Genomic DNA, 21,841 nt, shown 5'->3' on the forward strand with positions numbered 1-21,841 from the left:
AATCTGAGGCTATAAGCGGAGAATGACCATGCCGCTGATCCCGCCCGAGGAACTGATGCTGGCGCCGGGGCTCGTTCATTTGCAGACCGGCGGAGTCGGCGCGATGCCGAAGTCGGTATTCGACGCGACGGTGGCCGCAATGCGCGAGGTCGAGAGCGATCCGGCACGCGAAACCTACGGTCCCGGCGTGGCCGAGTTCGCCAAGGTTCGCGCCAAGATCGCCTCGCTCATCGGTGCCGACGCCGAGGACATCGTTCTCACCACCAGCGCGACGCAGAGCATGTTCATGCTCGCGCAGGGCCTGCACTTTACCCACGGCGACCATGTCCTGACGACCGACCACGAGCATCCCGGCGGGCGGCTCGGCTGGGAATGGGCTGCGCGGCGCTATGGCATCGAAGTCGACGCCGTGCCGATCGCGCCGGACGAGACGGACCCGAAGACGATCGTCGAACGCTTCGCCGACCGCATCCTGCCCAGGACACGGCTCATCTCAATAAGCCACATATTGTTCACGACCGGAGTGAAGCTGCCGGTCGCGGAACTATGTGCATTGGCTCGCGATCATGGTTGCCTTGCGATCGTCGATGGCGCGCAGGGACCAGGTGCCATGCCGGTCGATGTGAAGGCGCTCAACTGTCATGCTTATGCGGCGAGCGGGCACAAGTGGCTGCTCGGCCCGAAGGGTACGGGCTTTCTCTACATCAGCCCGGAGATTTCCGGCGCCCTCGATGCCTTGCAGCTGGCGGCTGGAAGGGTGCCGGGATCGGACTCGACCGGCATCGTCAACATCGGCGGATTGCGCGGATTGGGAGCGGCAGTGGATTATGTCGCCGCGCTGGATCCGAAGCGGATCGACGAACATAATATGTCGCTCCGGCGCGAGCTCTACGATCGGCTATCGCGGTTCAATCCGGTCAGCATTCCCGCGCCGGCGGACGGCCCGCTCAATTCGGCGAACCTGTCCTTCTGCTTGCCCGACGGCGCCGATCTCGCGGCTATCCGCCGCAACCTGGTCATGAAACACAAGATTTATATCCGCACGGTTGACCAGGCCGGCTTCAAGGGACTGCGTGCGTCGATGCACGCGTACAATGGCTCTGCGGACATTGCGCGCCTGGTCGAGGCCCTCACGGAAGAACTGGCCTAAGCCCAGCCTTCGATGATCTCCACGAAGCGGGTCAGCCAGGCGTTGGTTTGGTGGCCGTCGACGACGCGATGGTCGATGGTCAGCGTGACGTAGACCATCGGCCTTACAAGGATGGCGTCCTGGCCATTGACCTCGCGGACTACGACCCGCTTTTCGAGCTTGCCGACTCCCAGAATCGCCGCCTGCGCCTGATGGATGATGATCGGCGAGGCGAGCAGGCTGCCCGACACGCCGTGGTTGGAGATGGTGAAGCTGCCGCCGGATACATCAGCGCCGGCCAGTTGCCCCTCGCGGGCGCGGCGAGTCATCTCGTCGAGGCGCGCACCGATCTGTTCCAGGCTAAGAGAGCCGGCATCCTTCACGACGGGGACGATGAGGCCCTTCTCGCCAAGGGCCGTACCAACGCCGATGTCGATGGTCGGCGATATGGCGATGCGGTCGTCTTCCCAGCGGCCGTTGATCGCCGGCGCAACTGCCATTGCCTCGGCGGCGGCTTTGACGATGTAGGCGGTATAGCTGAGCTTTGTGCCCTTTGCGGCAAGTGCCGCCTTGTGCGCGGCGATGGCCGAGAAATCGGCTTCGAAGACCGCGGTCACATGGGGCTGATCGGTGACCGCGCGAACCATGTTCTCGGCGATCTTCAGCCGCATGCGGTCGTGCGGAATATCCTGCGCGGAGAATTGACGCGGCTGGGCGGTGGCGGAATCGCCGGAGGTCACAATCGTCGCGGTTTCGACAGCCTTATCGACGTCCTCGCGAGTGATCCTGCCGTTGCGGCCCGTTCCCGCAATGCGCGACGCGTCGATGCCGTGCTGTTGGAGGGCGCGGCGGACGGAGGGGGAGAGGCGGGATTCCTGACCTTCACCAAGCTCGTTCGTCCTGAGCGAGGTCGAAGAGCGTGCCTCCGCCGCTTGTGCGGCACGCCCTTCGACTTCGCCCTGCGGGCTGCGCTCAGGACGAGCGGAATTGTCGGTCGATATACGGCCTAGCAGCGCGCCGGGCACTGCCTCGGCATCCGTGTCCAGCAAGATTTCCGCCAGCACCCCGGCCGCCGGCGACGGAACTTCCTGTGTCACCTTGTCAGTCTCAAGCTCGACCAGGGGATCATTGACGGCGACCGGATCGCCGACCTTCCTCAGCCAAGAGCGAACGACCGCCTTGGTGCCCTCCTGCTCGTCGGGGACGCGGACATCGATCATCTTAGAAGCCCACCAGCCGTTCGATTTCCGCTCGAATGCTGTCCACAGACGGCAAGGCTGCATCCATCAACTTGGGATGATGAGGGCTTGGAAAGTCCGGCATCGTAACGCGCGCGACCGGTGCGTCGAGGTCGAGGAAGGCTTCGTCGGCGACAACCGCGGCAATCTCGGCGCCGAAGCCGCCCGTCCGCAAATCCTCATGGACGATCAGGCAGCGGTGGGTGCGGCGGACGCTGTCGAGCACCATGGCCTTGTCCCAGGGCATCAGCGTGCGGAGGTCGATGACGTCGGCGCCGAAGCCTTCGGCGGCCGCTTCGCATCGCGGCACCATCGCGCCCCAGCTGACGATGGTGATCTTGTCGCCCTCGCGGGTCTTTTTCGCTCTGCCGAACGGCAAGACATAGTCGTCGCCCGGCCAAGGCCGCCGCGCCCAGCTGTCGTCGAGCATGGCGCGATGTTCGAAAAAGAGTACCGGGTCGTTACCGCGCAGCGCGCCGCGGAGCAGGCCGACTGCATCCTCGGCATTGGAGGGCACCGCAACCAGCCAGCCTGGATTATGGACGAACTGCACCTCGTTGGTCTGGCTATGCCAGGGGTCGCCGCATTTAAAGAAGCCGCCCGGCACGCGTAGCACCATCGGCGCCGAAAAACGGTTGGCGGTGCGCCAGCGCATGGTACCGATGTCGTTGATCTGCTCGGTCGCCGGCTCTGCATATTTGCGAAACTGGATTTCCGGCACCGGCATCAGCCCAGCCAGCGCCATGCCAGCGGCTCGGCCGACAATGCCTTCTTCGTTGAGGCTCGTGTCGAAAACGCGGGCGACGCCGAACTTGTCTTGCAAGCCGAGCGTCACCGCATGGACGCCGCCCTTGGGGCCGACATCTTCACCGAAAACCAGCACCTTTGGGTTGGATTCCAATTCCTGATCGAGCACGCGACGGATGGCGGTGACCATGTTGATCCGCTGGCCGTCGGGCTTCGGTTCGTCGGTCGTCGCGACATTCGATCCGGCTCGGCCGCCGACCTCGCTATGCGTTCCGGAGAAGAACATGTTGTCGCCTACGCGCGCGACATCGAGCACCGGCCGCGCTTCTGCTTCAGCGGCAGCGGCGTCGACCTCCTGGGCCACGCTGCTTTCGATAAAGTCCCAGTCGAGGTCCGGCACGAAAGCTTTAAGCTTGGGCAGAGGATCGCGCTCCCACTCCGCCTTGATGACGGCGTCCGGTTTGTAGGTCTGAGTATCCTGGTAGCTGTGGCCTTCCAGGCGCGGCACGGTCAGGCGGAGCAGCACCGGTCCCTTGCGGCCGCGAACATGGCCGACTGCCTCGGCGATCAGCCGCGCGGCTTCGGCGGGCTCGGTGCCGTCACCGTTGAGGATGGTGATGCCTTTGAAGCTGGCGAGGTTGGCGGCGATGTCCTTGCCCGGCGTCTGATATTCCGACGGAACGGATATGCCGAAGCCATTGTCCTCGATGTAGAAAAGCATCGGCAGCTGCTGCGTTGTCGCAATCGTCAACGCCGACCAGAACCCGCCCGTCGCGCAGCTGGCGTCGCCGCCAAGCACGACAGCGATCGCGCCGCCCGGCCCGTCGCCCAGCTCTTCTTCCTTATATTTGATCGCCTGCGCCCAACCGGCCGCCGGCGTATATTGCGCGCCGACGCCGCCGCACATCGGCAAGGCGTGGGCGCCGCCGGGATTGGGGTAGTTAAAGACGACGCCAATATCGCGGCCGTCGGAATAGCCACCGACGCGGCCCATTCCGGAGCCGAGCGCGTCGGCCAGCGGCACGCCAAGCGCCAGCAATAGCGGTCGCGAGCGATAATAGCCGTTGGCCGCATCGCCGTCCTTGAGCTGGAGGCCAAGCAGCACCTGCGCCACGTCATGACCGCGCGCGCTGAACTGGTAGAGGACCTTCTTTTCCGGGACGAGCCGTTCTTCCTCGACGCGGTCCATTGCGCGGCTGGTCAGGACCAGCCTGGCGACGGTCTGCCAGTCCACGTCCGCGCTCAGCTGGCGCGGGTCCATCTCAGCCACCAATGACACCGGCGACTGCAGCCACGAAGCGGTCGATGGCATCGTCCGCCATGCCGAGGATGTTGAAGCGCCCGCTGTCGGCCATGTAGATCGCGTCGCGCTCGCGCAGCTGCAGCACCTGTTCGGGCGTCAGCGGCAGCATCGAGAACATGCCCATCTGGTTGCGGATATACTCGAGGCGCGGATCGGCATCGGCAAGCTTGTCGCGAATCCTGAGGATGCGGTCGCGCATCTCGTCGAGTTCGGCCCGCCAGTCCGCGGTGAGCGCAGGATCCTGCAGGACCGTCCGGACGACAGCGGCGCCGTGATCGGGCGGCATCGACCACATTTCCCGGGCGATCTGCAGGACATGGCCCATAGCGATGTCGCTGGCCTCGCGGCTCGCCGTCTTGATGAACAGGCAGCCGACGCGGTCGCGATAGACGCTGAAATTCTTGTCGCAGCTCTGGGCGACCAGGACTTCGTCGCAGGCGTCGAGGATGCCGCGCAAGCCGGCGGCGTCTTCATCAAGGCCACGGCCGAGACCTTGGTAGGCGATATCGACCAGCGGCAGAAGGTCGCGCTCGACGATGACGCGCGTGACCTCGCGCCACTGGTCGGCGTCAAGATCGGCGCCCGTCGGGTTATGGCAGCAGCCATGTAGCAGGATCACGTCGCCGGCGCTGGCGCCCTCAATCGCCGCCATCATCTCGTCGAAGCGGATTCGGCGGGCGTCACGATCGTAATAGGGATATTCGACGATCTCGAGCCCGCAACCGACGGTGATCGGCACATGGTTCGGCCAGGTCGGCATACCTACGAACACGCGCGCCGCCGGGTTGGCGCGGGCGATCAGCTGGATGGCAAGGCGAAGCGCGCCGCAGCCGCCAGGAGTCTGGACGCCGACGATGCGTTCATCGCCGGAATGCTCGCCAAGAACGATCGGCCGCAGCAAATCCGCATAGGCAATGTCGCCCTTGCTGCCGAGGTAGGACTTGCTGTCCTGGGTCTCCCAAAGCTTCTTTTCCGCCGCCTTCACCGCCCGCATGACCGGCGTGTTGCCCTGGCCGTCGCGATAGACACCGACACCGACGTCGATCTTGTTCGGGCGGGAATCGGCATTGGCCAGCGCGATGAGCTTTAGCAGCGAGTCGCTGCGCACCGCGTCCAGGTCGGCGAGGCGGGCACTGCTCTTGGTCGTCAGCATGGTGCGGCTCCTAGCGCGCTTCAGGCGTCATAGTCTACCGCGACCCCCTCGCCCGCGGGGACCGACTGGCAGGTGAGCACATAGCCGGCGGCGATTTCCTCGTCGGTGAGGCCGTAGCGGGCGGCCATCTCGACCTTGCCCTTGGTGACCTTCGCCCGGCAGGTCGCGCAGACTCCGGCCTTGCAAGCAAAGGGCGCCGGCAACCCGGCGGCACGGGCGCTGTCGAGGATATTGGCTTCGGTGAAATCGACTTTGCGAGTGCGGCCGTCGAGCGTGACGCTGACCGTCAGGCCCGCCGCCTGCTCCTGCAGCGCCTGCATCTGCGCAGCAAGCGCCGCGGACGGACGGCCGGCGGTGAAGCGCTCGATATGCACGCGTTCCTTGTCGATGCCCTTGTCCAGCAGTGCGGCTTCCGCCGCATCCATCATCGGGCCTGGACCGCAGATAAACCAGTCGGAGATCGCCTGCGGCTCGTCGATCAGATGCTCGATCGCCTCGTCGCACCGCTCGCGGGTAAGCATACCATTGAAAAGGTCGACATCGCCCTCCTCTGCATCGAGGAAATGGAAGATTTCGAGCCGCTCTATGTAGCGGTCTTTCAGGCCCGCCAGAGCTTCGAGGAAGATGATCGAGGTGGAATCGCGGTTGCCATAAAAAAGAGTGAAACGACTGCGGGGTTCTTCGGAAAGCGCCGTGCGGATCAACGACATGACCGGCGTGATGCCCGAGCCGCCTGCGAAGGCGACGTAGTGGCGCTTCGAGCCTGGATCGAACGGCCGCGTAAATGAGCCGTGCGGCGTCATCACGTCGACCATGTCACCGCTCTTCAAATTTTCACCAACCCAGTTGGAGAAGACGCCCCCGGCGATGCGCTTCACGGTCACCATCAGGTCGTTTTCGTGAGGAGCGGTGCAAAGCGAGTAATTCCGGCGGACCTCTTCCCCGCCGATCTCGGTACGCAGCGTCAGGTGCTGGCCGGCCTTGAAGCGAAAGGCCTCTTCCAGGTCCTCCGGCACCTCGAAGCGGATGGAATTGGCTTCCTCGGTCTCCGGCACGACCTCGGCGACCCGCAAGCGGTGAAAATGCTCGGCCATTCGGCTTACCAGACTGCGTCGGGATAGGTGCGCGGCAGATACTGCATTGCCGCCAGCAGATGACCGAGATGCTCACTGTGATGGCCGCGCCGGCCACCAAGGATCGGCCGCTGGTCGGCGGGCATTTCCAATTTGGCTTCCGCAAGGACATCCCCGATGGCGGCGCGGTATTCGCGTTCGAAGCTGCGCGGGTCGGGCACGGTCTGGCGGGCGATCATTTCTTCCAGCGTCTCGTCGACCTCGAACAGCTCGGGCACAAATCGCCAGCACCAATCGAGCGCGTCGCGCATGCGGGCTGCGCTTTCGTCGGTGCCGTCGCCGAGGCGCACCGTCCATTCGCTCGCCAACTCGCGATGGTAGGCGACTTCCTTCACCGCCTTGGCGGCAATAGCCGACAGGAACGGGTCGCGGCTCTCGGCGAGTTGCTGGAACAGCAGATGCTGCCAGGTTGAATAGAGCAACTGGCGAACGATTGTGCGGGCGAAATCGCCGTTCGGCTGCTCAACCAGCAGGCAGTTCCTGAAATCGAGGACGTCGCGCTTGAATGCCAGCTCGTCGCCATCGCCGTTATTCGCGTTGTTGAGGATGTGCGTGGCCTGGCCGATCAGGTCGAGCGCCATGTTGGCGAGGCTGAGGTCGACCTCGACCGACGGCGCGTGGCCACACCATTCGCTGAGGCGCTGGCCAAGGATCAGGGCGTCATCGCCGAGCCGCAGAAGGTAGTCGTAATAGGCGTCTTCCAGCGGATCGGCCGCCAGTTCGTCGGCAGCCGGCATCAGATGTGCTTCACTTCATCCGGGATGTCATAGAAGGTCGGGTGGCGGTAAATCTTGTCCTCGGCCGGCTCGAATAGCGGCCCCGCCTCTTCCGGGTCAGACGCAACGATGTCCGTCGATTTCACAACCCACAGGCTGACGCCTTCTAGCCGCCGCGTGTACGTGTCCCGCGCGTGGCGGAGCGCGAGCTCCTGGTCAGGAGCATGAACACTGCCAACGTGGCGATGCGCAAGGCCACCCTTGGCACGGACGAAAACCTCCCAAAGCGGCCAGTCACTGCTCACGCTGCCTCCCGAGCCTGTTTCTTGGCGGCATGCGCGGCTGCCGCCTCGCGGACCCAGGTGTTGTTTTCCCAGGCCTCCCGGCGCGCGGTGATCCGCTCCTTCGCGACCGGACCCTCGCCGCGGACGACCGCATAGAATTCGTCCCAGTCGACCTCGCCGAAATCGTGGCCGCCCTTCTCGTCGTTCCACTTTAGCTCGGGATCGGGGACAGTGAGGCCGAGGAAGTCGGCCTGCGGCTTGGTGATGTCGACGAACTTCTGGCGAAGTTCGTCATTGGTCTCGCGCTTGATCCGCCAGCGCATCGAACGTTCGGTGTTGGGGCTGTTGTCGTCGGGCGGGCCGAACATCATCAGGCTCGGCCACCACCAGCGGTTGAGCGCGTCCTGCGCCATCCGCTTTTGCGCGGCCGTGCCGTTCGCCAGCGCGATCATGATTTCGTAGCCCTGGCGCTGATGGAAGCTCTCTTCCTTGCAGACGCGGACCATGGCGCGGGCATAAGGCCCGTAGCTCGTCCGCTGCAAAGGCACCTGGTTCATGATGGCCGCGCCGTCGACCAGCCAGCCGATGGCGCCTATGTCGGCCCAGGTTAGCGTCGGATAATTGAAGATCGTCGAGTACTTGGCTTTGCCGGAGTGCAGCGCCTCGATCATCTCCTCGCGGCTCGTGCCGAGCGTCTCGGCGGCGCAATAGAGGTAGAGGCCGTGGCCAGCCTCGTCCTGCACCTTGGCGAGCAGGATTGCCTTGCGCCGCAGCGACGGCGCGCGAGTGATCCAATTGCCCTCGGGCAGCATGCCGACGATCTCGCTGTGCGCATGTTGCGAAATCTGGCGCACCAGCGTCTTGCGATAGGCCTCCGGCATCCAGTCCTTCGGCTCGATGAACTCGTCGGCAGCGACCCGCGCCTCGAAGGCTTCCAGCAGGGCCGGATCCTCGGGCGTCTCGATCGGCTGAACATTCTTGCTGAGCTCGGTCGTGTACATGGCTTCGCCTCTAGCAATTGCGCCCTTGCACTTCAAACGCATGAACGAGGCGGCTAGAGCCGCTCCCATGGCCTACGAAACCATCCTCTTCGACCGCGCGGACGGCGTCGTCCGCATTACCCTCAATCGGCCCGACCGGCTGAACAGCTTTACGCGCACCATGCATGCAGAGGTGCAGGCGGGGCTCGACGACGCAAAGGACGCGCGGGTCATCATCCTGAGCGGTGCCGGCCGTGGCTTTTGCGCAGGCCAGGATCTGAACGATCGCGCGGTCGCGCCGGGAAAGGCGGTGGACCTTGGCGAGACCGTCGAGGAAAGCTGGAACCCCCTGATCCGGCGCCTCGCGACGATGCCGCAGCCGGTGATCGCCAAGGTCAATGGAGTGGCGGCGGGCGCGGGTGCCAATATCGCGCTCGCCTGCGACATCGTCGTCGCCGCGAAGGAGGCAAAGTTCATCCAGAGCTTTTCGACACTGGGCCTGATCCCGGACAGCGGCGGCAGTTGGCATTTGCCGCGCCTCGTCGGCCAGGCGCGGGCATTGGGGCTGGCCCTGACCGGCGAGCCGCTGCCAGCCGAAAAAGCCGCCGACTGGGGCCTGATCTGGAAGGCCGTCGACGCAGACGCGCTTGACGCCGAAGTTAATGCCATCGCGACCAAACTGGCCTTGCTGCCGCCCCTCGGTCTCGCTGCGATCAAGGCCATTATTCGTTCGACCGGCGAACGGACGCTGGATCAGGAGCTCAACCTCCAACGCGACGAAATGCGCCGCCTGGGTTTCACCGAGGATTATCGCGAGGGCGTCGCTGCGTTCCTCGAAAAACGACCGGCAAGCTTCAAGGGGCGGTGACCAATTCGGCGAATTTCTTAAGGTCGATATTGCCGCCGGAAACGATGCAAACGATTGGCCCCTCGCCTGCCTGACCGCTGAGCGCCGCGGCCAAAGCGAGGCAGCCTGCGCCCTCCGCGACGATCCTCGCTTTCTCCGCCTGCAGCCGCATTGCCGTTCGTACTTGCTCGAGCGACACCACGATCGAACCGTCGACGACCGGCGTCATGCGGTCCCACATGCGTTGAATGACGCTCTGGCCGCCGGCGCCATCGACAAAGCTGGCCTGCCAGTCGGGGTATTTGCGCGGCGCGCCTTCAGACAACGACAAGGCGAAAGGCGCCGCCGTCTCGGGTTCAGAGCCCAGCACCTGCACATCGGGTCGGAGCGCCTTGATCGGGCTGGCCACTCCGGTGATGAGCCCGCCGCCACCGATGCCGGCGATCACCGTGCGGACATCCGGAGCGTCCTCGAGAATCTCCAGCCCCATGGTGCCGTGGCCGGCGATGAAATCGTCATTGTCGAAAGGATGGATGAACGTGCCGTCCATTCCTTCGAAGGCATGGGCCTCGGCCGCCTTCCAGGCCTCTTCATAGGATACGGGGACTACGGTCGCGCCGAGCGCACGCATCCGGTCGAGCTTGGTTTGCGGCGCGGTTTCGACGGCCACCACCGAGCAAGGAATGCCGGCCGCGCGGGCAGCGTACGCGACCGCTTGTCCGGCGTTCCCCGCGCTGATCGTCCAGACGCCGCGAGCAAGCTCGTCGTCGCCGAGTCTGGCTACGGCGTTGGCAGCGCCGCGGATCTTGTAAGAATTGGTCGGCTGCAGGTTCTCGAGCTTGAGCCGGACGTCCGGCCCGTCGGGACCCAAGTCGAGCGGCACGAGCGGTGTCCGTAGGATCGTCCCGGCAATGCGGTCGCGGGCATCGCGAATTTCCTCAATCGTGATTGGCCTGACCGGCTTTGGCATGCTTGTCCCTTTCGGACGCACGTCGTCGGAGGATCGGGCGACAAGGTCAATGGAGCGGGTTGCCAGCAAGGGGCAGTTAGCGGATAGTTAACAAACATCAACGGGGGGATGGAGCCATGGCCAAATCCGTTGCGGCGCCGACTGCGAAGCGCCTTGAATCGCTCGACTTCATTCGCGGCTGTGCGTTGTTCGGCATCCTGATCATGAACATCGTCGGCATGGGCTTGGGCCCCGCCTACGATAACCCGACCATCATGGGCGGCGACAAGGGCATCGACCTTTGGACCTGGTTCGTCGTCAACGTGACGTTCGAAGGCACCCAGCGCGGACTGTTCTCGATCCTGTTCGGTGCGGGCATCATCCTGTTCACGAGCAGGCCCGACTCCACGGATGCCTATTTCCGTCGAAATCTGTGGCTGATCGCCTTCGGCTTGTTCAACGCCTGGATCCTGCTCTGGGCCGGCGACATCCTCTATTATTACGGGCTGACGGCTCTCTTCCTGTTCGCCTTCCGCAACCTGAGCGGAAAGCGGCTACTGGCTCTTGGCGTGGCCTCGTTCGTCCTCGGCGCAGCCTGGTCGGGACTCGACACGTCGAACTTGTTAGGCGCTCACGAGAAGGCGGTGGCGGCCGAGAAAGTCCCTGTCGCCAAGCGGACCGACGATCAGAAAAAAGCAATCGAGGACTGGAAGGAGAAATCCAAAACCGGGCCTACGCCGGCCGAGATTGAAAAGACCAAAAAGCAGATCCAGGGCAATTATGCCGGCGCACTGATGGCACGGGGACCTCATATCGCGGAGGGAGAATCCTGGGGGGCGTACCGTTATTTCTTCGACGTGTTCGGCATGATGATGATCGGCATGGGCCTGTTCCGGCTGGGCATCGTCACTCTGGAAGCGAAGACGCGAACTTACGTGGCGATGATGGTCGGCGGGTATGCGATCGGCATCCCGCTTAACCTCTACGAAGCCAATTGGATCATGAGCCACGGCTTCTCGGCACTGGCCTACAATCAAGCCGGCATTACCTATGACGCCGCGCGACTGGCACAGACAACCGGCCATCTTGGCTTGCTGTGCCTGTTCTTGAGATCCGGCGCCTTCACCTGGCTCCGGCAATCCATGGCGGCGGTGGGCCGGATGGCGCTGACCAACTACCTTACCCACTCGGTCGTAGCGCTGATCATTTTTGTCTTCCTGGGCTACTGGGGCGAGCTGCAGCGGCACCAGCTCTATTACATCGTCTTCAGCGTCTGGGCGGTGCAGATCGTCATCAGCCCGATCTGGCTGAGGCATTTCCATTTCGGGCCGGTCGAATGGCTGTGGCGTTATCTGACGTACGGCAAGGCGCCGCCTTTCCGGCGGGAGACGTCCTCAGGCCAGCCAGAGCTGGTGCCCGCCGAGTAGGCATTGCGTCCGCCTCTTCTTGCCCGCAATGACGCGGGCAGAAGAGGTGGCCATGAAGACTCCGCAACTGCTCAACTATGCCCGCGACCAGTGGGTGCCCGGCGAGGCATCGAGCCTGTCCGAGATTGCTTCGGCGATTGACGGCGCACCGGTCGCGACGACCGGCTCGGGCGGTCTCGATTTCGATGCGATGTTGCGGCACGCACGGGAAGTCGGCGGGCCAGCGCTTCGCCGGATGACCTTCCACGAGCGGGCGCGGATGATCAAAGGCCTCGGCCTTGCGATCCTGGCGCAGAAGGAAGGGCTGTACGAGCTTAATTACCTCACTGGCGCGACCCGCAAGGATGGCTGGATCGACATCGAGGGCGGCGCCGGCACGATGCTGTCATTTTCATCGAAGGGCCGCCGCGAATTGCCGGACGCTCATGTCCTGCTGGACGGCCAGGTCGAGCCATTGTCAAAGAGCGGCTCCTTCATCGGCCAACATATCTACACGCCGCTTCAGGGTGCGGCGGTGCACATCAATGCTTTCAACTTCCCGGTCTGGGGGATGCTGGAGAAGCTGGCGCCGACGCTGCTCGCGGGCATGCCGGCGATCGTCAAACCCGCCAGCGCCACGGCCTATCTATGCGAGGCGGCGGTCAGGGTGATGGTCGAGAGCGGCCTGCTACCTGAAGGTGCGTTGCAACTGATCGTCGGCGGCGTCGGCGACCTGTTCGATCATCTGGGTGGCCAGGACGTTGTCAGCTTCACGGGCTCGGCGTCGACCGCGCTGAAGCTTCGCTCCCATCCGGTCGTCCAGCGCGAAAGCGTCAAGTTCGTTGCCGAGCAGGACAGCCTCAACGCGTCGCTGCTTGGTCCTGATGCGGCGCCGGGTACGCCCGAGTTCGACCTGTTCGTGAAAGAGGTCGTCAATGAAATGACGGTCAAGGCGGGCCAGAAGTGCACCGCCATCCGCCGCGCCATGGCGCCGGCTGAATATCTCGACGCAGTCGAAGCGGCGATCCGCGACCGGTTGGCTGCAACCAAGGTCGGCGACCCACGCGACAAGGAAAGCCGCATGGGCGCCCTCGTCTCGCTCAGCCAGCGGGAGGATGTCCGGGCGCAGATCGGCAAGCTAACGGCGTCTGGAGCTCGCATCGTCGCCGGCAATCCAGATGCGACGCCGGGCGTCAGCGGCGGCGCCTTCATGGAGCCGATCCTTCTCCGCACCGACGATCCTTGGGGCACAAGCGCCGTTCATGATGTCGAGGCGTTCGGCCCCGTCTCAACCGTGATGCCCTACAAGAACATGGCGGACGCCATCGCGCTCGCCAATCGCGGCATGGGCAGCCTGGCCTTATCGTTCTTCACCTATTCGCCGGAGGCGGCACGCGAATTCATCCAGGGCGCGGCGGCCTATCACGGCCGCATGCTGGTCCTGAATCGCGACAATGCGGCGGAATCGACGGGACACGGTTCGCCCCTCCCGGTCCTCGTCCACGGCGGGCCCGGGCGTGCAGGCGGCAGCGAGGAGATGGGCGGCGTCCGCGGCGTCAAACACTACATGCAGCGCACCGCCATCCAGTCGACGCCTGCCATGATCGCGGCGATCAGCGAGCAATATGTTCCGGGCGGTCCGAAGCATTTCCTCGAAGCCCATCCCTTCCGCAAGCGGATGAGCGAGCTTCACATCGGCGATACGCTGAAGACCCCGAGCCGCACCGTCACCATCGCGGACATCGAGCATTTCGCCGAATTCACTGGCGACAAATTCTACGCCCATATGGACGAGGAAGCGGCGAAGGCCTCCCCGATCTTCGAGGGTCGCGTCGCCCACGGCTATCTCATCCTGAGCTTTGCCGCCGGCCTGTTCGTCGACCCCGATCCGGGTCCAGTGCTGGCGAATACCGGCCTCGAGAACTTGCGCTTCCTGACGCCGCTCTACCCGGGCGATTCGATGCGCGTCGAACTCACCGTTCGCTCGAAATCCCTGAAGAGTGAGGACACCGGCGTCGTCCGCTGGGCGGTCGAGATCTTCAATCAGAAGGACGAGTTGGTCGCCACCTACGACCTGCTGACGGAAAACGTGCCTTGACACGAGCAACCGCCCTTCCCGCCGTTCGTTGATCGGGTGAGAAGGAAGGAGGGCTCCATGAAAGTCAGTGAAGTCATGACGAGCGACGTGCAGACGGTCAGCGCCGACCAGACCGCACGCGAGGCGGCGAGCTTCATGCTCCGCGCCGAGGCGGGATCGATCCCGGTAGTTGAAGGGGATGAGGTTATCGGCATCATCACCGATCGCGACATTGCCGTCCGCGGTGTCGCCGAAGGCCGCAGCCCGGATACGCTAGTGCGAGACCTGATGAGCGACGGCATCATCTGCGCTCACGAAGATGACGATGTCACCGACGTAGCGCAGCGAATGAGCGAAGAGCAGATTCGACGCTTGCCGGTTTTGGATCACGACAAAAGGCTGGTCGGGATCGTCAGCTTGGGTGACCTTGCCCGCGAGACTCGTGGCGAACCAGCTCAGCAAGCCCTGGAAGGCGTCAGCCAGCCCGGGGGCGACCACCAGCAGTAGAAATGATTGTGGCCCCGGCTTCGGCCGGGGTCGGCATCACTTCAGGCTCGAGATCGCCTGGTCGATCAGCTTGGCGTCGGCCTTGGCGTCGTGCCGGTCGGCGATCAGCTTTTCGGCGGCCTTGCTGGCGGCAGTGGCTGCAGCAGCGCGCAGCTCCTTGATCGCATTGCGCTCCTCGGCGGCAATCTTCTCTTCCGCCATCTTGGCGCGGCGCTCGACGAGGGCTTCGGCGTCGGCATTGGCCTTGGCGACGATCGCCTCCGCCTCATGCTTGGCGCGGTCGATCATGGACGCCGCTTCCTTGTCGGCCGCCTTGGCCTTCTTCTGATATTCCTTCTTCAGTTGCTCGGCCTCGGCACGCAGCGACGAGGCTTCATCGAGCCGCTTGCGGATCGCCGCGATCTGGTCGTCGAGGGTTTTGGCAACTGCGCCCGGAACCCGCTTCCAGATCATGATCGCGAAAACCACGATCATGGCGAGGGCCACCCAGCCGCCGGCGTTCAGGCCGAATGCGGTGGGCTCTTCGTGATGCTCGGCCGGAACCTCGGTCCCGGCAGTCGTGTGCGCTACGTCAGCCATGAGCCGATTCCACTGCCTTCAGCGCCTCTTCCTTGCTGACATTCAGGCCGGCGACCTTGGCGGCAACGTCCTGGGTCATTTCCGCAGCCGCTCCGAGGATTTCGGCGCGGGCGGATTCGCGAGCCTTGCGGATGCGCTCGTTCGCCTTGTCGAGTTTCGCCTGGTTCGCAGCGTCGGCCTTGGCGACCTTTTTCTCGATGGCCTTGGCGACATCGCTTTTCGCGGCCGCCGTCAGCTTCATGGCGTCCGCTCGGCTGGCGTCCATGCGCTCGCGATAGGCTTCTTCCATCTTGTCCGTCTCGGTCCGAGCCGATTCCGCGGCCGTAAGATCCTGGGCGATCTTCTGGTCGCGCAGGTCGACGGTCGACTGGATCTTCGGCAGCATGCCGCGGGCGATGACGAAATAGATGAACCCCAAAGTGATCGCGAGCCAGAACAGCTGCGACAGGAGCACATCCGAAAGCTGGGTAAGTTGAGGCATGGACGTCCCCGGTGCGGGCCGGACTTAGCCGGCCCGCTGCCGTTTGTTAGCCGTTGAAGGCGTAAAGGATGATCATCGCCACGGCGAACGCCATCAGGCCGAGAAGCTCGGCGGCGGCGAAGCCGATGAATAGGCGACCCTGCTGGCCGTCAGCGGCAGCCGGGTTGCGCAGCGCGCCCTGGAGGAACGCACCGAAGACGTAGCCGACGCCCGCGGCGGCGGCGCCAACGCCGATAGCAGCAAGACCGGCACCGATGACCTTTGCAGAAGCGAGATCCATTTTAAAACTCCTTGAGAAAAACCGACAAAACCTAGTGAAGATGAACTGCGTCGTTGATGTAGAGCGACGTCAGCAGCGCGAAAACATAGGCCTGGATGGCACCGACCAGCAGTTCCAGCGCATTGACGAAGATCACGAAGACAAAGCAGAGCGCCGAGACGCCATAGCCCGCGGCGCCACCGCTGTTGAGGCCCTGGACCACGAAGTTGCCGAACACGTCCAGCAGGATGTGACCGGCGAACATGGCGATGAAGGGACGAAGGCCGAGGCTGAATGGCCGGACGGCGAAGCTGATAATCTCGACCGGCGTGATCAGCAGCTTGAGGATGAACGGCGTCCCCTGCGGCACGAACAGCGAGAAGAAGTGCAGGCCATGCTTCCAGAACCCAACGCCCAACACGATCGCGAAGGTGATGATCGACATCACGCCGGTCACTGTAAACTGGCTGGTGACCGTGAACGGATGCGCGCCCGGCACGACTGCAAACGGCATGGCGCCGATGAGGTTCGCGAACAGGATGAAGATGAAGGCGGTGAACACCCACGGCAGGTAGGTGCGGCCTTCCTTGCCGATGCTGGATGTCACCATGTTGTTGACGAAGCCGACCAGCCCTTCGGCGGCGACCTGCCAGCGGTTCGGGACCAACTCGCGGCGCATTCCCATCAGCATGAAGCCGGTGATCACGGCCAGGAGGACCAGCATCCAAAGGGAACTGTTGGTGAAGGCGAACGGGTTATTCGAGCCCAGCTGTCCATAGATCGGATCGATCATGAACTGGTGCATCGGGTCGATTTTGCTCTCTACGGCCACTGATTACTTCCCTGAGTCCCTGTTCGAGCCCTGCTTCGTAAATCTCATCACGTCCAACACCGCTCCGGCGAAGCCGATGAACATCAGCCCCAGCATGATCCACGGCGCCGTGTCGAACAGCCGATCGAGCAGCCAGCCGATAATGGCACCGCCGAGCGGCATTCCGATCAAGCTTTGCGCGACCCTCTGGCCGACGTTCTTGATCAACGTCGAGGAGTCAATCGGGTCAGGCCCTCGCTCGGCCTCCACCCGCTCGGCCCGCTTCAGTCGCTCCTCGAGCGAACCTAGTCGTGCGTCCTGGGGGGACGTCGGAACCTCGTCGTTCTCGTCTTCAGCCATGTTACGCAAGCCTCCCGATGTTGTGCGCCAGCGCCTTTGGAAGGGCAGGCGCGAAAGGCATGGAACATGGCGGCCACGATCCCGCCAAGGCGCCGCCCCTTTATGAAGGGGCCGGGACATAGTCAACCGCGGCTTCCCCCGGTTTCCTACCCCGTATAAGTTCGTACCTGATGAAGTATTTCGCAGCCCTCGCCTTAATCCTCGCAGGTTGCGGACCGAAGGCGTCCGAGACACCGCCGAATCAGGCTGCGGACAACGGACAAGCTGCAACGAAACCACTGCCAGCAGCGCCACCCGCCAAGCCCTTCTCGGTCGAGACCAAAAACGATCTCATCGAATATGACTTCTCCTACCCGGCCGAGGCTGCCGCCATTCCTGAATTGGTGAAGCGGTTTGCCGGCGAGATGGAGAAGGAGAAGTCGGAGCTGGTCGCCAATGCCGAGGAGGACAAGGCGATGCGGGAGAAGCTCGGCACCGATTTCAACCCATTCTCAGCCTCGACCGCCTATGAAACCTCAGGCCAGACCGACCGCCTTCTGAGCCTGCGGGTTGATTCCGGCGGCTACACCGGCGGGGCTCACGGCTATGCCTCGACAGACGCCTTGCTCTGGGATCGGCGGGCGCGTCGCGAGATCAAGTTCGCCGACCTGTTCGCGGAAGCTTCCAATCGCGACCGGCTGCTGACCCAGCGCTGGTGCGATTCGCTCAACAAGGCGCGGGAAGAGAAGCGCGGCGAGCCGGCCGGCGGGGGTGGCATGTTCGACGATTACCCGACCCTCGACGACGTCTCGATCATCCCGGTCGACGGCAACAAGGACGGCAAGTTCGAGAAGTTGCTTGTCGTCGCCTCGCCCTATGTCGCCGGGCCATGGGTCGAAGGCGATTATGAAGTCGAGCTGGCGGTCAGTTCCGACCTGGTCGCCGCACTCAAGAACGAGTTCAAGCCGAGCTTCAAGGCCTAGGGCGCGCAGTAACTCGGAATCGAGACATTCTGCATGGCGGTTCGCCTCCGCCAGACATTGTCGGCCAGCAAATAGGGCTCCCCGACCTCAACCGAGCGCAAGGTCACGCAGCCCGCCGTGATGCCGACGTCTTGCGGAGTGACACCCTTGGCATTGGCCAAGTTCGAATAATGCGAACGGCGGCGGATGTTGATCGCCTCAACTTCGCGTCGGACCGCGGCAGGCGCGTTCGCAGCCATCCCAAGGTAGCCGTCGTAACGCTCTCCGACCTGCCCGGCTGCCTTTGCCGCCCGGATCGTCGGCGACATCTGGGCCATCGCCGGCACCGCGACTGCCAGCGCGAGCAGTGCCGCGAGCTTCAGTCTCACGGCTGCCCCCCTGGCTTCTTCGTCTGCGGGAAGTCCTGCGGATTCTGGTTGATGATATTCTCGACGTCCCGCTGCAGGCGAACGACGACCTCCTGCTCGATCTTGACGTTGAGGTTGATCTCGATCGGCTTTTCGGGCGCCGCAAGGCTGATGCAACCGCCGAGCGGCACCGCCAGCGCGGCGGCTCCCAGCAGCGATGCCCCCTTTTTGATTGTCTCGGTCATTGCGCTTCTCTCACTTGGTTGTCGGGGTTGGCGGATTGGTTTCGACTTTCTCCTGGACCGGGGTCTGGGTCTGGGTGTTCTCTTCGTTCTTGCGGATGACCTCGGTGGTGATGCCCGGCACCTGGTCGAGAGGCCGCGGCAGCACCTCCTCGATCACCTGACGCGGGTCGCGGAAAGCCTTGGCTGTTGCGATGAGGCCGCGGAACGGCCCGCGGATGGTCAGGTTCAGCTTCAGCGGAATCTTCTTCAGAAGGCCGCGGATGATCCTCTGCGTGCCAGTAGAGCCGAGGCCGACGCCATCGATGGTCGAACGCGTGACGAACTCGCCCGCCAGGTCGCCGTCGAGACGAATGATCATCGATTTGAACCGCAGGTCGCGTAGCGCCTCGAAGGCGATGTTCCCCATTGTGCCAAGGTTCGCCTTGTTGACCACGCCATTATACTGGAGGAAGCCGCCGCCTTCGCGAGAATCCAGCCGCCCGCCGACGATCCGGCCGCCATTCTCGTCGAAGATCATCGGCAAGACGCCATCGAAGACGCCGGCCGCATCGATTTCGCTGAAACCCATACTGCCGACAAAGGTGTGCGCGTCGAGACCCACGACTTCGAAGGTCAGGCGCTTGGCGGTCGGCTTGTTGAAGTTGAGGATCGTCTCGTGGAGGATCAGCCGGCCACCCATGAACGGCCATTCGCCGCGCTCGATCTTTACGAGGCGATCGGGCAGCAATTGGTAATGCATGACCCCGTCCTCGACGAGGATGCCGGGGTTGACGCTTCCTAACGTCACCACCTGGCCCGGGCCGGTTTCGAGGCCGAGGAGGTCGGTGAAATGGATCGTCCCGTTCATGCCGGTGACCGGGCCAAACGGCGCGGCGAGATCCATGTCGGTGACTCGGAAATCGCCAGTCGAACTAACCTTGCCGGTGCCGTTCCAGGCGATCTGACCCTGCCCGGACAGCCCACCGTTAACGAGGGCGATGATGCCCTGGGTGATCGGGGTCAGTTCTTCAGGCTGCAGGCTATTGCCGAACCGGATGCCGGGCACGTCAAGGACGGCATTGCCCTCGCCGCTGTCGAGATTGTGGTGGATCGTAACGTTGGTCACCGGCGTGCCGCTGGCCGGGTGCTTGAGCAGGCCCGTCGCCTCGATGCGGTTGTTGGCCAGCAGGAAGTTCACATTGTCGCTGCGAAGCGGGTAGAATTTCACCGGGTCGGCCCGGTCGGCGACCGTCATGGCGCCGGTGAGCCCGACGCCGCCCTTGACCATCCTCCACTTGCCTGCTGCCTCGCTGATTGCCAGCGGCACCCGGCCGATGATGGCGCGACCGCCGCTGAGGGTGCCGGTACCGGAGTAATTGCCCTCCAGCGCCGTTGCGTTGAGCAGTACCGGCGCGTCGGCCTTGCCGATCCGCATGGCAAAATCGCCAACTTGGAAGCGCTCGCGCATCAGCCGAGCAAAAGCGGCGGACAAGGCAACGGGTGAATTGCCGAGCGAGCCGGCAAACTTCGGATTGCGGAGCAGCGCGCCGACCTGGAGCGCCCCGCCGGGCCCCTGGTAGGCGATGGCCGGACCGGTCGGGCAAACCGGCAGGCGTGCGGCTCCAAGCTTCAACGACCCCATCTGGAAGCTCGCGAACCGCGCATCGAGGCAAGTGCGGCCGAACCGAAAACCAGCCGGACCCCCGAACTCGGCATCGACCGGGACCCTGAGGCCGCGCACGAACCCGCCGGGCACAGGTCCGTCCATCAGTGCGATCGTGCGGACGCTCGTCGAGCCGTCGGGGGCCGCCGTGAAGCGGATTGTGTCGAGCGCCAGCCGGCTATTGCCCGCGCGATAGGGTGCGACATCGGCCGTGCCGGTCATGGGACCGCCGTTGCGTGGCTGGCGTAGCGATACCTGCGCGGTCGGCAGCCCGCCCCCGGCCATCTGGATGTCCGTGTCGATGCGGACGTAGCCCTTGGGCCAGTAATAATTGAGCCCGTCTCGGCCCGCGACCTTGGCTCTCGCGCCATTTGGTCCGCTCACGTTCGCCGTCTGGATACGGACGCCGCCGCCGCCCGGATAATTGACCAGCACCAGCCGGCCTTCGGCGTCGAAATTGCTGACCGTGTTGCGGACGGCCGCGCCCATTGCCCTGGCGATCGGCTCGATCGGCGTGCCGTGCGCGGCTTCGAGCGCGCCGATTAGCTGCGCGACGAGCGGCCCGGAGAGCCTAGCGCTGCTCGCACCGTAGTTCGCCGCGACTGCCAAGGTGCCCTTGCGTGCCTGGAGGTTATATTTGCCGTTGAGCCGCGTACGGTCCGCGTAGATGGTCGCGAGGCGCGCCCGTTGTGCCGATAGGTCGAAACCGCCGTTGGCACTGGTCGGCGATCCCTTGAAACTGAGATTTGCGACGAGGTTGGCAAGGCCATTGTCTCCCGCCGTGAAGCTGGCGACGGCGAGTTTCCCCTTGCCGTTGAAGTCGGTGAAGGCCTCGGCGAAATTGCTGTCGACGTCGATCCGCGGCGCGATCATCGTCATCCGGCTGGCCGGGCAGTTGAAACTCGACGCCGCGACCGGCCCCAGCACCCGCGGTCGCCGCGCGACGACGCCGATGGCGACATTCGATTTCAGCCGGTCGAGCGAGCATGCGCCAACGTCCAGGTGATGTGCGGCGGTGGCGAGGCGCCCTTTGAAGCCGCCCGTGAGGTTGCCGCTGCCGACGATGGCGAACCCAAGGCGGCCATAGGGCGTGTTGAGCCGGATCGTGCTGTCGGCGACATCCAGGACGACATCGGGCAGCCGGAACGGCTTGCCGCTCGGGGGTGGGAGCAATTTGTCGATCTGGCCCCAACTGACCTTGCCGGTCTTCAGCAGGCGGCCGTTCAAATGCGCGCCGCGGGTGACGATCCGGTAAACCTGGACCGAGCCGTTCCACTTCACCCGCATCTGGATGAGGGCCGTTTGTGCCACCAGGTCCGGGTGCTCGGGGTCGCCGATCCTGATGTTGCTAATCTGCTGGTTGTGCAGCCCGACCTTGTCGATGGTGTAGGTCGCCTGGACGCCGCGTTTCTCCAGCTCATTGGCGATGACGTTGTCTGCAAGCGGCTTGCGCCATATCCACAACGCGGCGAAGCCGATGACCGCAATGACCAGAATGGCCAGCAAGCCGGCGCGCGTGACCCTGCGGACCTGATGCCAGCCGGTGCGGTCGTGGACGAGGACCGGCTCGGCGAGCCCTTCCTTTTCCAGCTCCTCACCGATTTCTTCCGGCAGGCCTTCGTCTTTGTCGGCGCTCATCCGGGCTTAGAACCTCTCGTTTCCGCGACCGTTCCGTGTCCGCGACGA

Annotated in this window: 22 protein-coding genes; 6 read left to right on the forward strand and 16 right to left on the reverse strand. The window is 64.1% G+C overall.

Going from position 1 to position 21,841, the window contains the following annotated elements; translation table 11 throughout:
• Positions 1-22: 22 nt before the first annotated feature.
• Positions 23-1,150: an aminotransferase class V-fold PLP-dependent enzyme gene (locus LZ536_RS03880; RefSeq protein WP_249846984.1), complete on the forward strand. Its 1,128-nt coding sequence runs from the start codon at positions 23-25 to the stop codon at positions 1,148-1,150.
• Here the strand turns inward: LZ536_RS03880 and LZ536_RS03885 are convergent.
• Genes LZ536_RS03885 through paaA form a run of 7 tightly spaced genes read right to left on the reverse strand, consistent with a single transcriptional unit; the run spans position 1,147 to position 8,704 of the window.
• Positions 1,147-2,349, reverse strand: coding sequence for a dihydrolipoamide acetyltransferase family protein (locus LZ536_RS03885; RefSeq protein WP_249846985.1), 1,203 nt, complete (start codon positions 2,347-2,349; stop codon positions 1,147-1,149). The genes LZ536_RS03880 and LZ536_RS03885 overlap by 4 nt on opposite strands.
• Position 2,350: 1 nt before the next feature.
• On the reverse strand, positions 2,351-4,375 hold the full coding sequence (locus tag LZ536_RS03890) for an alpha-ketoacid dehydrogenase subunit alpha/beta (protein ID WP_249846986.1): 2,025 nt from the start codon (positions 4,373-4,375) through the stop codon (positions 2,351-2,353).
• Between the two features lies 1 nt (position 4,376).
• Positions 4,377-5,570 (reverse strand): amino acid aminotransferase, encoded by a 1,194-nt coding sequence (locus LZ536_RS03895; protein ID WP_249846987.1) that lies wholly within the window; start codon positions 5,568-5,570, stop codon positions 4,377-4,379.
• 20 nt (positions 5,571-5,590) lie between these two features.
• Positions 5,591-6,664: a 2Fe-2S iron-sulfur cluster-binding protein gene (locus LZ536_RS03900; protein WP_249846988.1), complete on the reverse strand. Its 1,074-nt coding sequence runs from the start codon at positions 6,662-6,664 to the stop codon at positions 5,591-5,593.
• A 5-nt stretch (positions 6,665-6,669) separates the two neighbouring features.
• On the reverse strand, positions 6,670-7,440 hold the full coding sequence (gene paaC / locus LZ536_RS03905; protein ID WP_249846993.1) for a 1,2-phenylacetyl-CoA epoxidase subunit PaaC: 771 nt from the start codon (positions 7,438-7,440) through the stop codon (positions 6,670-6,672).
• Positions 7,440-7,724 (reverse strand): 1,2-phenylacetyl-CoA epoxidase subunit PaaB, encoded by a 285-nt coding sequence (gene paaB, locus LZ536_RS03910; protein WP_249846994.1) that lies wholly within the window; start codon positions 7,722-7,724, stop codon positions 7,440-7,442. Before paaB ends, paaC begins: the two co-directional genes overlap by 1 nt.
• Positions 7,721-8,704: a 1,2-phenylacetyl-CoA epoxidase subunit PaaA gene (gene paaA / locus LZ536_RS03915; protein WP_249846995.1), complete on the reverse strand. Its 984-nt coding sequence runs from the start codon at positions 8,702-8,704 to the stop codon at positions 7,721-7,723. Before paaA ends, paaB begins: the two co-directional genes overlap by 4 nt.
• Positions 8,705-8,771: 67 nt before the next feature.
• Between paaA and paaG the strand changes: the two genes are divergently transcribed.
• Positions 8,772-9,551 (forward strand): 2-(1,2-epoxy-1,2-dihydrophenyl)acetyl-CoA isomerase PaaG, encoded by a 780-nt coding sequence (paaG, locus tag LZ536_RS03920; RefSeq protein WP_249846996.1) that lies wholly within the window; start codon positions 8,772-8,774, stop codon positions 9,549-9,551.
• On the opposite strand, the gene LZ536_RS03925 is transcribed toward paaG, so the two are convergent.
• Positions 9,538-10,500, reverse strand: a complete 963-nt coding sequence (locus LZ536_RS03925; protein ID WP_249846997.1) for a threonine ammonia-lyase — start codon at positions 10,498-10,500, stop codon at positions 9,538-9,540. The genes paaG and LZ536_RS03925 overlap by 14 nt on opposite strands.
• 116 nt (positions 10,501-10,616) lie before the next feature.
• Between LZ536_RS03925 and LZ536_RS03930 the strand changes: the two genes are divergently transcribed.
• From LZ536_RS03930 to LZ536_RS03940, 3 genes are read left to right on the forward strand one after another with little or no spacing between them, the layout of a single operon-like run.
• Positions 10,617-11,906, forward strand: a complete 1,290-nt coding sequence (locus LZ536_RS03930; protein ID WP_249846998.1) for a DUF418 domain-containing protein — start codon at positions 10,617-10,619, stop codon at positions 11,904-11,906.
• 52 nt (positions 11,907-11,958) lie between these two features.
• Complete coding sequence (paaZ, locus tag LZ536_RS03935) at positions 11,959-13,983, forward strand: phenylacetic acid degradation bifunctional protein PaaZ (protein ID WP_249846999.1); 2,025 nt, start codon at positions 11,959-11,961, stop codon at positions 13,981-13,983.
• A gap of 57 nt (positions 13,984-14,040) precedes the next feature.
• The gene (locus LZ536_RS03940) at positions 14,041-14,469 is read left to right on the forward strand and encodes a CBS domain-containing protein (RefSeq protein ID WP_249847000.1); all 429 of its coding nucleotides are present in this window, start codon (positions 14,041-14,043) and stop codon (positions 14,467-14,469) included.
• 36 nt (positions 14,470-14,505) lie between these two features.
• Here the strand turns inward: LZ536_RS03940 and LZ536_RS03945 are convergent, their stop codons facing one another.
• The 5 genes from LZ536_RS03945 to LZ536_RS03965 are packed head-to-tail and all read right to left on the reverse strand — an operon-like array spanning position 14,506 to position 16,959.
• Complete coding sequence (locus LZ536_RS03945) at positions 14,506-15,048, reverse strand: F0F1 ATP synthase subunit B family protein (protein WP_249847001.1); 543 nt, start codon at positions 15,046-15,048, stop codon at positions 14,506-14,508.
• Positions 15,041-15,529, reverse strand: coding sequence for a F0F1 ATP synthase subunit B family protein (locus LZ536_RS03950; protein WP_249847002.1), 489 nt, complete (start codon positions 15,527-15,529; stop codon positions 15,041-15,043). The genes LZ536_RS03945 and LZ536_RS03950 overlap by 8 nt, the downstream gene beginning before the upstream one ends.
• Before the next feature lie 46 nt (positions 15,530-15,575).
• The gene (locus tag LZ536_RS03955) at positions 15,576-15,809 is read right to left on the reverse strand and encodes a F0F1 ATP synthase subunit C (protein WP_249847003.1); all 234 of its coding nucleotides are present in this window, start codon (positions 15,807-15,809) and stop codon (positions 15,576-15,578) included.
• A 31-nt stretch (positions 15,810-15,840) separates the two neighbouring features.
• Positions 15,841-16,620 carry a F0F1 ATP synthase subunit A gene (locus LZ536_RS03960; RefSeq protein ID WP_249847004.1) on the reverse strand — a complete coding sequence of 260 codons (780 nt, stop codon included), beginning with the start codon at positions 16,618-16,620 and terminating at the stop codon, positions 15,841-15,843.
• Positions 16,621-16,623: 3 nt separating this feature from the next.
• The gene (locus LZ536_RS03965) at positions 16,624-16,959 is read right to left on the reverse strand and encodes an AtpZ/AtpI family protein (RefSeq protein WP_249847005.1); all 336 of its coding nucleotides are present in this window, start codon (positions 16,957-16,959) and stop codon (positions 16,624-16,626) included.
• A gap of 170 nt (positions 16,960-17,129) precedes the next feature.
• Between LZ536_RS03965 and LZ536_RS03970 the strand changes: the two genes are divergently transcribed.
• Positions 17,130-17,921 (forward strand): DUF4163 domain-containing protein, encoded by a 792-nt coding sequence (locus LZ536_RS03970; protein WP_249847006.1) that lies wholly within the window; start codon positions 17,130-17,132, stop codon positions 17,919-17,921.
• Here LZ536_RS03970 and LZ536_RS03975 read toward each other — a convergent pair.
• Genes LZ536_RS03975 through LZ536_RS03985 form a run of 3 tightly spaced genes read right to left on the reverse strand, consistent with a single transcriptional unit; the run spans position 17,918 to position 21,793 of the window.
• Positions 17,918-18,289: a YdbL family probable chaperone protein gene (locus LZ536_RS03975; RefSeq protein WP_249847007.1), complete on the reverse strand. Its 372-nt coding sequence runs from the start codon at positions 18,287-18,289 to the stop codon at positions 17,918-17,920. The genes LZ536_RS03970 and LZ536_RS03975 overlap by 4 nt on opposite strands.
• Positions 18,286-18,513 carry a YnbE family lipoprotein gene (locus LZ536_RS03980; protein WP_249847008.1) on the reverse strand — a complete coding sequence of 76 codons (228 nt, stop codon included), beginning with the start codon at positions 18,511-18,513 and terminating at the stop codon, positions 18,286-18,288. Before LZ536_RS03980 ends, LZ536_RS03975 begins: the two co-directional genes overlap by 4 nt.
• A 10-nt stretch (positions 18,514-18,523) precedes the next feature.
• Positions 18,524-21,793, reverse strand: coding sequence for an intermembrane phospholipid transport protein YdbH family protein (locus LZ536_RS03985; RefSeq protein ID WP_249847009.1), 3,270 nt, complete (start codon positions 21,791-21,793; stop codon positions 18,524-18,526).
• Between the last annotated feature and the right edge of the window lie 48 nt (positions 21,794-21,841).

The sequence above is a fragment of the Sphingomonas alba genome (assembly GCF_023516555.1).
GTDB classification, from domain to species: domain Bacteria; phylum Pseudomonadota; class Alphaproteobacteria; order Sphingomonadales; family Sphingomonadaceae; genus Sphingomicrobium; species Sphingomicrobium album.